9 protein-coding genes and 1 pseudogene are annotated in these 11,779 nt (G+C 55.5%); 2 read left to right on the top strand and 8 right to left on the bottom strand.

Annotated features, from left to right (window positions below; all coding sequences use genetic code 11):
- Nucleotides 1-2 precede the first annotated feature (2 nt).
- Entirely contained in the window at nt 3-1,733 is a 1,731-nt protein-coding gene (locus tag AC2FMM_RS03925) for a Na/Pi cotransporter family protein (protein ID WP_496795841.1), read from the top strand.
- A gap of 54 nt (nt 1,734-1,787) precedes the next feature.
- Here the strand turns inward: AC2FMM_RS03925 and AC2FMM_RS03920 are convergent.
- The 8 genes and pseudogenes from AC2FMM_RS03920 to AC2FMM_RS03885 all read right to left on the bottom strand — a co-directional run bounded on the left by AC2FMM_RS03920 (nt 1,788) and on the right by AC2FMM_RS03885 (nt 10,068).
- Nucleotides 1,788-2,491 (bottom strand): annotated as a pseudogene (locus AC2FMM_RS03920) (IS6 family transposase).
- Between the two features lie 158 nt (nt 2,492-2,649).
- Entirely contained in the window at nt 2,650-3,399 is a 750-nt protein-coding gene (locus AC2FMM_RS03915; protein WP_496710978.1) for a proteasome-type protease, read from the bottom strand.
- Nucleotides 3,400-3,410: 11 nt separating this feature from the next.
- On the bottom strand, nt 3,411-4,208 hold the full coding sequence (locus AC2FMM_RS03910; protein ID WP_496795840.1) for a transglutaminase family protein: 798 nt from the start codon (nt 4,206-4,208) through the stop codon (nt 3,411-3,413).
- Nucleotides 4,209-4,211: 3 nt separating this feature from the next.
- Complete coding sequence (locus AC2FMM_RS03905) at nt 4,212-5,153, bottom strand: alpha-E domain-containing protein (RefSeq protein WP_496687001.1); 942 nt, start codon at nt 5,151-5,153, stop codon at nt 4,212-4,214.
- A 2-nt stretch (nt 5,154-5,155) separates the two neighbouring features.
- Complete coding sequence (locus AC2FMM_RS03900) at nt 5,156-6,574, bottom strand: circularly permuted type 2 ATP-grasp protein (protein WP_496795839.1); 1,419 nt, start codon at nt 6,572-6,574, stop codon at nt 5,156-5,158.
- A gap of 532 nt (nt 6,575-7,106) precedes the next feature.
- Nucleotides 7,107-8,105 carry a DUF1214 domain-containing protein gene (locus AC2FMM_RS03895; protein ID WP_496795838.1) on the bottom strand — a complete coding sequence of 333 codons (999 nt, stop codon included), beginning with the start codon at nt 8,103-8,105 and terminating at the stop codon, nt 7,107-7,109.
- A gap of 14 nt (nt 8,106-8,119) precedes the next feature.
- Entirely contained in the window at nt 8,120-9,133 is a 1,014-nt protein-coding gene (locus tag AC2FMM_RS03890) for a DUF1214 domain-containing protein (RefSeq protein WP_496795837.1), read from the bottom strand.
- A gap of 353 nt (nt 9,134-9,486) precedes the next feature.
- Nucleotides 9,487-10,068 (bottom strand): hemerythrin domain-containing protein, encoded by a 582-nt coding sequence (locus tag AC2FMM_RS03885; RefSeq protein ID WP_496795836.1) that lies wholly within the window; start codon nt 10,066-10,068, stop codon nt 9,487-9,489.
- Nucleotides 10,069-10,546: 478 nt separating this feature from the next.
- On the opposite strand from AC2FMM_RS03885, the gene AC2FMM_RS03880 reads away from it, so the two are divergent.
- The gene (locus AC2FMM_RS03880) at nt 10,547-11,674 is read left to right on the top strand and encodes an MHYT domain-containing protein (protein WP_496795835.1); all 1,128 of its coding nucleotides are present in this window, start codon (nt 10,547-10,549) and stop codon (nt 11,672-11,674) included.
- Nucleotides 11,675-11,779 lie beyond the last annotated feature (105 nt).

The following is an 11,779-nucleotide window of genomic DNA, read 5'->3' as shown; positions in this document are numbered from 1 at the left end:
AAATGAGCTTGATTGCCGCTGTCGCCTTCACCTCAGTATTGCTTGCCGCGACAACGGATTATGCAACCGGCGCCGTCCTTTCGCTCGATTTTGGCGGGATGTCGATGGGACTTTTCGGTGGATTGGCGCTATTTCTTCTGGGAATGAACTTCCTGTCAGATGGTCTCAAGAACGCTGCCGGCGACCAGATGCGTGTTGTGCTCCAGAAGTTCACCAAGAACAGGGTGATGGCCGCCATCACTGGTGCCGGCGTGACAGCCGTGGTCCAGTCTTCGTCCGTCACCACAGTGCTTGTGGTAGGGTTCGTGTCCGCCGGTGTCATGTCACTGCAACAGTCTGTTGGTGTGATCATGGGCGCCAACGTAGGGTCCACCATGACCGCTCAAATTGTGGCTTTTAGCGTTGAAGAGTACGCTCCGGCGATGATAACGCTGGGTTTCTTCACCAACTTCATCGCCAAAAAGGACCGAACCAGGCATCTTGGCTCTATCCTTTTGGGTCTCGGCCTCGTCTTTTTCGGGATGGGCATGATGAGTGCCGCAATGGTGCCGCTGCGTGGCTACGAGCCATTTCTCCGCCTGATGCAGTCGATTGCGGAAAGCCCGTTTCTTGCCGTACTTATTGCGGCGCTCTTCACTGCGCTAGTGCAATCCTCTTCGGCCACTACAAGCATAATCGTGGTTATGTCCAGCGAGGGTTTGGTTTCCCTAGAGGCTGGAATCGCCATGGCGCTCGGCGCCAATATCGGGACATGCGTGACAGCCGCTTTGTCCTCGATCGGTAAACCGCTGGATGCGCGTCGTGCAGCGGCAGTACACGTCATATTCAACGTCGCGGGTGTTTTGCTTTGGTTGCCCCTGATTTCGTTCCTCGCCTCGCTGACAGTCTCTGTTTCGCCTAGCTACCCGGATCTTGTCGGTGCGGAGCGCTTGGCCGTTGAAACCCCACGGCAGATTGCGAATGCGAACACGCTTTTCAACGTTATCAACACGGTGATATTCCTGTTCTTCACTCAGCAGATCGCCGCCCTTGCCATCCGCCTGGTGCCAGAGTCAAAGTCTACAGAGGCAACCGTTTCTGTCGTTCCGGAGTTTCTTGACGACGCGCTCCTGAGCACGCCAGTCATGGCGCTGCAAGCAGCGCGTGAAGAGACGGCACGGCTAGGAGGTCTCGCCCAAAACATGCTCGACGAGATTTGGGCAGTTGTACAATCGGGGGACAAAGCCAGACTCGACGAAGCCGAAAGCCAGGCAAAAACGGGTGCGGCCCTGCTGCCGCAAATTACGCGTTTTTTGGCGCGCGTTGGTGAAAGCGAACTGCGTGAAGCGGATGCAGACGAACGGGTCAATCTCGCCATTGCAGCCACCGAACTCAACATGGTTTCGGAGATCCTCAATGTTCGGATTTTGCCCGTTCTCCGTACGATACGTTCTAATGACGAAGAATTAGGACTCTCCGATATGTATAAGTTGATGGAAATGTCGGTTCGGGACGCCGTCAGCGCCGTTCGCGACAGAGACAAAAACGCAGCTATGCGCGTGCTCGGATACAAGGATGCCGGAGAACGGGCCTTCGCATCGCTTGCTACGGCACAGGTTTTGACGACCGATGACAAGGTAAGGGCCGAAGATTTACGCCTGCGGATTGAGCTTGCCCAAACGCTGCGCGTGCTCATGATGATAACCCGTCGCGCCGCCCGAACGGTTCTTCGTAGTGGCGACGATCAGGATTAAGGGTGCTGTCAGACAAATTCTAACCAATCTCTACAAGGACAGGATGCTTGCCCCCTATTCGGCGCAGAGACCGCGCCACTCGGCGTGAGCAGCGGCGCGGGTCAGCTTGAAACTTGGTCTGGAGTAGAGGCTGCGCTCCGAATTGAACAGGTTGTAGACCGATGCGTGGACGGCCGCGAATTTCTGCAGACTTCGCATCCGCCGGAAGCGCAACATCGCCCGTTCTCGTCGTAGAAGTGAAAAGTGTGAATTCTCTGCGCGATTGTTCAACCACCCACCGGTTTGCTGGCGGTGGCCAGAGCCAATTTCCTTCAAGGCAGCACCGTCGGATCTGAGCCGATCGGTCACGATCACTTCGGGGCGACCGTGCTTGCGCATTGCTTTCCTTAAGAATTTCAGCGCAGTTTTCTTGTCACGCGTCTTCGAGACGAAGCTTTCCAAAACCTCGCCTTCGTGGTCAACCGCACGCCAAAGGTAATGGCGTTCACCGTTGATCTTCACGAACAATTCGTCGAGATGCCAGCGCCACTTGCTGGAACACATGCCGTCGGTTCGACGTTTTCGGATCTCACTGGCGAACATCGGTCCGAACCGATGTCACCAGAACCTCACCGCCTCGTGGCTGACGTCGATCCCGCGTGCATGCAGAAGATCCTCGACGTTGCGCAACGAAAGTGGAAACCGACATACAGCATCACCGCCAGGCGGATGATCTCTGGGCTCGTTTTGAAGCAGCGAAACGGGAATCGTGTCGTCATAATCTGACGCTACAAATCAGACCTCCACGTCTCAAGCCGTCTTCTATAACAGAGCTCCAAAGGGTAAATGTGCGCAGCGACAAGAACGCCCGCTTCGGGCTGAGTGCGGACGTTGAGCGAAAAATCGCGAATGGCAACTATGCGCACAAAGCGGACGCTCAATCGTTTGATTTTCGCCCCGATTTGTATTCTGGCAGTTTGGCCAACGCCGACTTCAAAGCGTCACCCCATCTGTCAGAAACAACGCGCAAGTACTGGTCGTCGGACTCGAATCTTGACCGCGTGCCGGCCGTAAGGCTGTCTTCCTCGTAGAGAAGCAGGTCAAGCGGAGCCCCGACAGACAGATTGGCCTTAATCGTGGAGTCAAAACTGACAAGCAAGAGTTTCACGGTTTCCGGAAAACTCATTTCCGGATCGTAGGCACGCACCAGAATCGGGCGGCCATATTTTGTCTCACCGATCTGAAAGAACGGGGTGTCGTCGCCGGCCTCGATAAAATTGCCTTCCGGGTAAATCAAAAACAGACGAGACGGGCCGCCCTTGATCTGGCCTCCGACAATGAGTGTCGCGTGAAAAGCACTGTCCGCTTGCTGACCAGACCGGGCATGCCCCTCGATGACGTCGTTCAGCGTAGCCGCGACCAGCTGCGCAACTTGAAACATTGTGGGCGCCTCTAAGATCGATGGTGAACGATCTGCCGGCGCTTTTGTTCGTTCTTCCAGAAGGCTTATCGTGGCCTGAGTAGTGGCCAGGTTTCCGGCCGTCAGGATTGTGATCGACCGGTCCCCTTCGACTGTCCAGTTGAACATCTTGTTGAAGGTCGAAACATTGTCCACGCCTGCGTTCGTGCGCGTATCCGACATGAACACCAGCCCGCTATTCAGCCGCATGCCCACAGCATAGGTCATCATGTTCTCCGTTACTGCTGTGCGACTTTCAATTGCACTGTCAATTGCTCGCCCGCTGTCCCAATTCTATTCCCTATTACCGGTGCGGCTTGGGCATAGTCCAGCCCGGTTGCGACGCGTACGTATCGATCGTCAGGTGAAATCCCATTTGAAACGTCAAACCCTACCCAGCCAAGCCCGTCCAAATGCACTTCGGCCCAAGCATGGGTCGCGTCCTGAAGTTCTGTTTCGTTCATCATCAAGTAACCCGATACATAGCGTGCTGGCACTCCAATCTGTCGTGCGCATGTAATGAAGATATGCGCATGGTCCTGACACACACCGCGCCCAGCTTTGAGTGCATCTTCTGCGCTCCAGCCCGGGTGCGAACCTCCAATTTCGTACGCGACCTGAGCTCGAATTGTTTCGGACAGAGCATGTAGCTGTTCCAGCGGTTCACCTTTGGGCAACGCGCCTATCAGTTCGGCAACCCCTTTCCCCGGCGTTGTCAGAGCGGTGCGCCTTTTGAACAGCCACAAAGGAGTCGACCCTTCGTGAGGCCCCAAGACGCCGTGGGTGTCTTCAACCTCGACCACACCCTCGGAGATCAACGAGATACTTTGGGTGTTTGCGTCGAAACTGATCAATTCCACGGTGTTACGATGGTAGTCTTCAAACGCCAGCTCTTTGCGCCCGCCGGTGATTTCGGTGTTCCAACTTTCAATGCTTTGATTGCGAAAAGACTTTGGTGTCTTCCTCAGCTGTTGCAAACCGAAGGGAACCGGCGCGTCGAAATCGTATCGTGTCTCGTGGCGTATATGCAGTTTCATTGGTCACTCATAGAACCGGTAATCAATTTCGATCTGGCGGCTCAGGTCCCCGAGATCCTTCAAAAAGTCCTGAATGTATTCGTGCAGCCCGAGATCAAAGATATCGGTAATCTGCCGGTCGAGATACTTCTCGGAAAGCGCGTTGGCCGCCGTAACGGACGGACCCGCAAAGCCATAGTCTTTGCTGAGGTAGGACAGGTTCTCTTGAATCTTCCTACAGCAGAAATGCAGGCTGCGGGGCATCCTCTGATCAAGGATCAGAAACTGCGCAATTTCCGACGGCCGGGTGTTCTGGCCGTGGGTCATGCGATAGCCACCGCCTGCCCCAACGGATCGCAGGATACTTTCCCACTGGATGTTGTCCAGCGACGAGCCGACCGAGAAGGCCGTGGGCAGAAGGACATAGTACTTCACGTCCAGGATACGCCCGGTATTGTCGGCCCGCTCGACAAAGGTGCCGATCCGGGTGAAATCGAAAATATCGTTGCGCAGCATGGTCCCAAGAGTTGCGCCACGAACCAGAGCGGCCTGTTGACGAATAAGTTCCAGCGTTGCCGGCAGGTCCCTCTCATTCACGCGGCGCTTCATGGCTTGATCAATCTGCATCCACGTGGCGTTCACCGCACTCCAGACATCATTGGTCAATGCGGTTCGAACAAGGCGCGCGTTGTCCCGCGCCTGTTTGATGACCGACTTGATCGAGGATGGATTGTCGGCATCACGCAACATCCAATCCACGGCATTGTCTTTCGAAATCTCATCATATTTGGCGCTGTACCCGCTGAAAACGCCGGCAGTTTTCAGAACCGAGCCCCATTCCGCATCGGAATTCTTGGTCCGGGTCAGCGCCATCCTCTGGCCTGTTTCCAGCAATCTGGCCGTATTTTCCGCCCTCTCAAGATACCGGGACATCCAGAACAACCCGCCAGCAGTTTTTCCCAGCATGGTCAGTCCTCCAGAACCCAGGTGTCTTTGGTCCCGCCGCCTTGGCTTGAATTAACGACCAAGGACCCTTTTTTCAGCGCAACGCGCGTCAGGCCGCCGGGGGTGATCTCGATCCCTTGCGGGGACACCAGAACAAACGGCCGCAGATCGACATGCCTGGGGGCAAGCCCCGAACGGGCGAAGATGGGCACCGTCGAGAGAGACAATGTGGGCTGAGCGATGTAGTTCGACGGCCGCGACTTGAGCTTGTCACGGAACGCCGCGATCTCTTTCTTGCTGGCGGTCGGACCGATCAGCATCCCATAGCCGCCCGACCCGTGCACCTCTTTGACAACAAGATCCGACAGGTTGTCCAATACGTAGGACAGCGACTCGGGGTCGCTGCAGCGCCACGTAGGAACGTTTTTTAGCAGGGGCTTCTCGCCCGTGTAGAACTCAACGATTTCCGGCATGTAGGAATAGATCGCCTTGTCATCGGCTATACCTGTTCCCGGCGCGTTCGCAATTGTGATGCCGCCAGCACGATAGACATCCAGAATACCCGGCACGCCCAATGCGCTCTTGGGGTTGAAATTCAGCGGATCCAGGAACTCGTCATCCACCCTGCGATAAAGTACGTCGATGGGAGTATAACCTCTGGTGGTGCGCATGCAGACTCGTCCGTCGACAACCCGCAGATCGTGGCCTTCGACCAATTCCACGCCCATTTGATCAGCAAGAAACGCATGTTCGTAGTAGGCTGAATTATAGATGCCGGGGGTTAACACCGCGACAGTGGGTTCTCCGTCTGCTACAGCTGGTGCGCAGGCAGCAAGAGAACGTCTCAGATTACGGGGATAGTCTGAAACATTCCGAACATTGGTTGCGCTAAAGAGTTCGGGGAACATCTTTAGCATCGTTTCCCGGTTCTCCAACATATAGCTGACCCCGGATGGCGTACGAGCATTGTCTTCCAGAACGAAAAACTCGTCTGGTCCGGTTCGCACCAGATCGACGCCGACAATGTGCGTATAGACCTGACCGGGCGGTGAGACACCAAGCATCTGTGGCAGGAAGGCCTCGTTTCCGGCAATCATCTCAGCCGGCACACGCCCGGCCCGGACAATTTCTTGACGGTGGTAAATGTCATGTAGAAATGCGTTGATTGCGCGCACCCGCTGTTCGATACCGCGTTCCAACCGCTGCCATTCCCGCGCTGAAATAACTCGTGGCACGATATCAAACGGTATCAGACGCTCTTCGGCCTCGGCTTTGCCGTATACGTTAAAAGTGATGCCCGTCAGCCTAAAAACTTTTTCGGCTTCGCGCTGTTTCGCCCTCAGTCGTGACACGTCTTCCGCGTTGAACCAGCGACCGATCTCTTCGTATGGACCTCTGAGTGATCCATCGCCGTTGAACATTTCATCAAAATACTCACTCATACTTTAAGTTTTACGCATAGATCAGATTTTTCAAGTCATTCAGGCTTGGTTGGAAGCTGTCTTCGGAAGGAGCGTCTAATTTTCAGGCGAACTGGATAATGTGATGATCTTAACAACATGGCGTTATTCGCGTTTCCAGTTGAAGTCACATTCAATGTTTTGTGCTGCATCTGAACGTCCGCTTTGGGCGCCGTGCCGACGGTCAGCCCGAATTGCGCGATAGAAAGCTTCCTAATGTCGAATGTCGGCGCATCAGGCTACGCCATTAAAACCGAAAGGCTGTCTCGATTTCTTCAATGGCGGCTTTCGGGGCTGAGCTGTAGCTCGGACCGTCGCAGCGCCGCGAGACCGCTCTGAGCCCACTCCGGACGTGGCCTCGCAGGGTCCCCTGCAAATGCAGCATGGCCCCCTACATTTGGCTGCTGCGATGCAGCGGAAAAAGCGGTCATTGGTGGCCGGCTCAGCGAGATTTGGGGTCGCGATGTCCGAGATGCGGACGATGCGGTCACCTGGAAACCAGCTTAAGTGCCCCTTACTCCAACGGCTCGATTGCAGGGAACGACCAGTTCCCGTTCAAGATTTCTTCACGAGGTTCATATAGCCGAACGGTGTAGTTCCAACCTGGCGTAATAGGAATGCAATTCACGCGCCCATCCTCGCAGGCGCCAAAATTGATGGTAATGCTGCCGTCGGAATTGGGTTCGGCTGTTACGTTATTGAGGCTGTTGCGGCCGAGATCGTTTGCTTCCAGGTAGCCGTCGGCGTTGTAGACAGTGATTGACCAGAACGCGTCAACCGGTACTGCATTCAACGTGACCGAATGTGGTGTTACGCCATCATTTGCATCGACGCTGTCGATCTCATAGAGCGCCGCAGTGCGTGGCAGACCGCCCCAGCCGGCGGCGGTACCAACCAGGTGATCGATGGGCTTTGTTTCTCCCTCGGTACCGAACGAGTAAAAGCTGCTGAAACCGAGTTCGGCAAGGTTGCTTAGGGCCGTGCGTGCAGTTGCCAAATCATCCAGATCCCAATCCGGTGCCTCGAACGGACCTGCTCCACCCCCAGCCACGACAAGGCTGTCCTGAGCGGCATGTGCCTCTAACACATCGTCAGGATCGTTGGCATCCATGAATATTCGTACAGTCACATAGGCAAAACGAGTACCAACGTTTTCTTCGGTCAGCGTGTATGTCCCAGGCGCGGTTTCGACGTACATGTAGTGATCCTGGTTGACCACATGCATCGAGATGTATCGCTCGCCCAAATCGGGCAGAGTGAATTCAACCGGATCGGACAGGTCCAGGACAATCCCGGAGTAGAGCGTGTCCTGGTTCATCCGAATAACCGGTTGGTTGTCAGGGGTCGTCGGTTTGCGAACGTGGATCAATTCTCCAACGCCCACGTCAAAAGCGGCCATATTGGCACGGAACATATGATCCGTCTCGGCCCGGACAAAGGTGTCCAGCGTTACTGGCTCTGCGACAGCCAGAGATGGGGCCAGCAGCGCAATCGGAATCAATTTCTTCAACATTATGGGCGCCCTTCTCAATTCACAGGTTGCGCAACGGGGAAGGTCCAGCTTCCACCTAGGACTTCCGGGCGGGGGCGATACAGGCGCACCACATAGTTCCAGCCCTCTGTGATAGGTAAGCAATTCACCCGCCCGTCGTCGCAGGCTCCAAGATGGATGGTCATGCTTCCGTCAGTATTCCGCGCGCCGGTGACGGAGTTGATGCTGTAGGCGTTCAGAGCGTTCGGTTCATAGAAGCCGTCGGCGTTATACATGCTCACCGACCAGAAAGCATCCACCGGCACGTTCTGCGGCACTTCGATCTTGTATGCACCGACGGGCAGACCTGGGAAAAACGCCGGGTAGAATGCTTCCTCTTCCGGAAGCCCGCCCCAACCGGCTATCGTGCCAAGCATGTGACGTATGGGGTGGACGTTTTCCTTTTTGCCGAACATGCGGGAACTGTCTGGAACGAAACCAAGAGCACCGAGCGGCAGCAGCTGTTCGACTACCGCCTCAAAGGCGTCTTCATCGTAGTTTGGGGCCACGAACGCGTTCGAAGCGTTGGCCTCGATTGTCATTGCGTCCTGGATCGCATTGACAGCCGCCACATCCTCTTGGTCTGCGGCGTCGACAAGCACGCGGAGATAGACAATCACGTAAGGGGTGTCGAACGTTTCCATGTCGAGGGTATAGGTGCCGCCACCGAAGAACACCTCGTTTATGAAGTGATCCTGATTGACAACCATTGCCGTCATGTAGCGATCCGCAACGTCTGGAAGGATCAACGTCGCGCCCTCGCTTATGTCGACAACCGCGGTGCTGTAGAGCGTGTCGCGGTTCATCCGGATCGTCGGTTGGTTTTCGACCGGGGTCGGTTCCCGGAAGTGGAAAAACCGATTGATGCCACCCGCGAGCGACACGTATTTTTGAAGCTCAAGGTCAGTGGCGGCCCGAATGAAATTGTCCGAGGTGATCGGCACCTCCGCACTCTCGATCAGGCCCTCGAGGGTGTTCGTCGTCTGCGCCTGCCCCGTTGTTCCGACCATCACTGCCAAAGCCAAGGCAGTTAGACTTACTCGCATCGCAACTATCCCCTCGTTCCATTGACAAGCCAATATCTACGTTTGACCTTAAAGTTCTTTGACCTGCGTCAAGCGCAACGCCTTAGGAACAAGCCCTTGGTTCCAATTTGCCGGTTCGTTGGACCGCTAAACGTTGCTGCGGCGAGAAATGCGTTTTTTTGCTTTTGGCAGGATGCCGCCGAGCGTTTCTGGGCAGGGTCCGCTCTGCACTCGCAACGTTAGCTCACTGATTTTTAAACGCTTTTTTGGGCCGGAGACCGCTTTTCGGTCTAAAGAGTTCTTGATGACGACGATGGTTCGGCGTCTAAAAGGCACCTTTAGATTGACCCGAGATAGTACCCAATGGCCTCCGCCAATTCGGTTTCTTCGTAGCCGAAATGGGAGCGTACAACCTCTTCCAATTTCCGAAATGTGGCGGCAGTCTTTTTGAAATTTGCATCGGAAGGGTCTTCCGCCAAAGATTCAGCCGCACGACCGAGGCGAATGATTAACTCGTGGACCACCTCATGTTCTGCCTTCAATTTGGCCACAATCTCGCGGAACCTGTCTCCGCTGGCTGCCTCGATACGTGGAAACATATCAGCGCTTTCAATGTCGTGGTGGAACTTGAGCACCTGGCATTCGCGCCCGCAAAGCGATCCGAATACTCGAAAATTCTCAGCCATTTCGAGTGAAAGCACGATCTGCTTCAGGTGCTCAGGCGGCGTGTCCCCCGCTTCGATCCGGGTCAGGACGGCGCCGATTTGGGCCATCTCCATCAGATAATGTCGGTGGATCGCGGCTAGTTGTTGGCCTCGTTGACGGTGTATTTCTGTCGCGTCCGCCACCGGCGGCGCTTTCGGTCGGGCAGCTTCGTCGAGGCTGAGTTCATCTAGCAATAGGGTCGAAAGGTCAGTCATGATGGATAAGAAAAGCCTAGCTCACGCCGAGTCAAGGGCGTCTGCTTTGGGCTCAGAACTGTCTTTCGGCGCTGCGACGGTCCGAACTGCAGCCCAGCCCCGCAAGCATACATTGACAAAATCGAGACAGCCTTTCGGTTTCAGTGGCGTAGCCTGATGCGCCGACATTCGACATTAGGAAGCGGTCTCTCGCGCAATTCGGGCTGACCGTCGGCACGGAGCCCAAAGCGGTCGAGCATCGGTACATCCAGCCGTTGGCACCAGGGTATCCATCCGTGGGCGCACGTTGCGGCGGTTGTTTCGCGCCGGGTACACCTCATAATCCTAAACTCCGGCATGTTGCGTCCTCTTTATGCTCCAGCAGGATCAATGCAACCGCCTCGGCGCCTATGGGTGCCGATTTGCAGTTCCGTGGAACGTGATCGCTCTGTGGCGAACGGCGTTTGCCAAATCGGGATTTCTTGGTCATTCTTAGTGAATGCAGATGCTGGAGTTCAGCCAAGACCCAATTCTGGTGGTGATGTCCTGCGCGATGGCAATTGTCGCGGGGTTCACGGGCTTGTCGCTGACTCGAAACATGGCGGCCAAATCGACATCGCAACGCAAGATCGCGATTTCTCTTGCTTCTGTCGCGCTCGGTGGAGGCATCTGGTCGATGCATTTCGTGGCCATGCTCGGTCTGCAAATGCCGATCCCATATTACTATGATGCGGCCATAACGCTCGCCTCGGCGCTGATTGCCATATTGATCGTCGGCTGTGCACTGATTTTGCTGCATTTCACGGAACGTACGACGCCAATGATATTGGCAGCTGGCGGAATTGTTGGGCTGGGCGTCTTGGTGATGCACTATGTCGGGATGGCCGGGCTGCAACTGTGCAAAGCGGTATACACAGTTCCCGGTGTCGCGTTGTCCTCTGCCATGGCGATTGCCTTGTGCATGCTCGCGGTCTGGGTGGCCTATCAACGACGCACCAATTTACACATCTTTCTTGCTACCGTCTGTTTTGGGCTGGCGGTCAGTTCCGTGCACTTCCTAGCCATGGCAGGAACAAATTTTGTTGCGGTACCCGTTCCTGGAGATTTTGGCCCGGGTATGAGCAACGAAACGTTGGCCATTGGCGTAGTATTGTCAGGCTTCGTGATTTTTGGTGCGTTTCTTTGGGTGAGCACGACCTATCTAGACGGGCCCGCGCAGCAATCCGAGGCAGCAAATGAAACGACGCCGGAAGCCATGCTGCCGCCCGAGGCGACTTTGCAAATTCCCTGCGAAAGGGAGGGAGCGAAAATCTACGTCGCACCTCAGGATGTCGCATTCGTCCGGGCAGACGGTCATTACACACAGGTCTACACGTGCAAGGATCGCCTGTTCTGCGTCTGGCCGATCACAGAGGCAACAAAGCGCCTTCTGAATGCCGGATTTGTGCAGACGCACCGCAGCTATCTGGTAAACCCCGAAAAGGTTGCCCGGTTTGAACGCACCAAAGACAAGGGTCGCTGTACCTTCAACGAACCGGAACTCCCGCCCGTCCCGGTCAGCCGGTCCAAGCTGAAGGATATTCAGTCGATCCTCTCGGGTGAACTGGGTGCAACTGGTGCAGCTTAAGGCGCATTTCGTGCAAAAACTGCGAAAATCAGTGGTTTTCTAAAGTCTGCGTATACCGATGGATGCAGGCTTCGCTCCAGCTAGAATATCAAGCAGGGAGGAGCG

The sequence above is a fragment of the Ruegeria sp. BHSC043 genome (assembly GCF_059612985.1).
This window is presented reverse-complemented; position numbering and strand designations above follow the sequence as displayed.

Excerpts from the sequence above, each read along its gene's own strand:
- AC2FMM_RS03925 (WP_496795841.1), top strand. The coding sequence starts at position 3 with ATGAGCTTGATTGCCGCTGTCGCCTTCACCTCAGTATTGCTTGCCGCG.
- AC2FMM_RS03915 (WP_496710978.1), bottom strand. The coding sequence starts at position 3,399 with ATGACCTATGCTGTGGGCATGCGGCTGAATAGCGGGCTGGTGTTCATG.
- AC2FMM_RS03910 (WP_496795840.1), bottom strand. The coding sequence starts at position 4,208 with ATGAAACTGCATATACGCCACGAGACACGATACGATTTCGACGCGCCG.
- AC2FMM_RS03905 (WP_496687001.1), bottom strand. The coding sequence starts at position 5,153 with ATGCTGGGAAAAACTGCTGGCGGGTTGTTCTGGATGTCCCGGTATCTT.
- AC2FMM_RS03900 (WP_496795839.1), bottom strand. The coding sequence starts at position 6,574 with ATGAGTGAGTATTTTGATGAAATGTTCAACGGCGATGGATCACTCAGA.
- AC2FMM_RS03895 (WP_496795838.1), bottom strand. The coding sequence starts at position 8,105 with ATGTTGAAGAAATTGATTCCGATTGCGCTGCTGGCCCCATCTCTGGCT.
- AC2FMM_RS03890 (WP_496795837.1), bottom strand. The coding sequence starts at position 9,133 with ATGGTCGGAACAACGGGGCAGGCGCAGACGACGAACACCCTCGAGGGC.
- AC2FMM_RS03885 (WP_496795836.1), bottom strand. The coding sequence starts at position 10,068 with ATGACTGACCTTTCGACCCTATTGCTAGATGAACTCAGCCTCGACGAA.
- AC2FMM_RS03880 (WP_496795835.1), top strand. The coding sequence starts at position 10,547 with ATGCAGATGCTGGAGTTCAGCCAAGACCCAATTCTGGTGGTGATGTCC.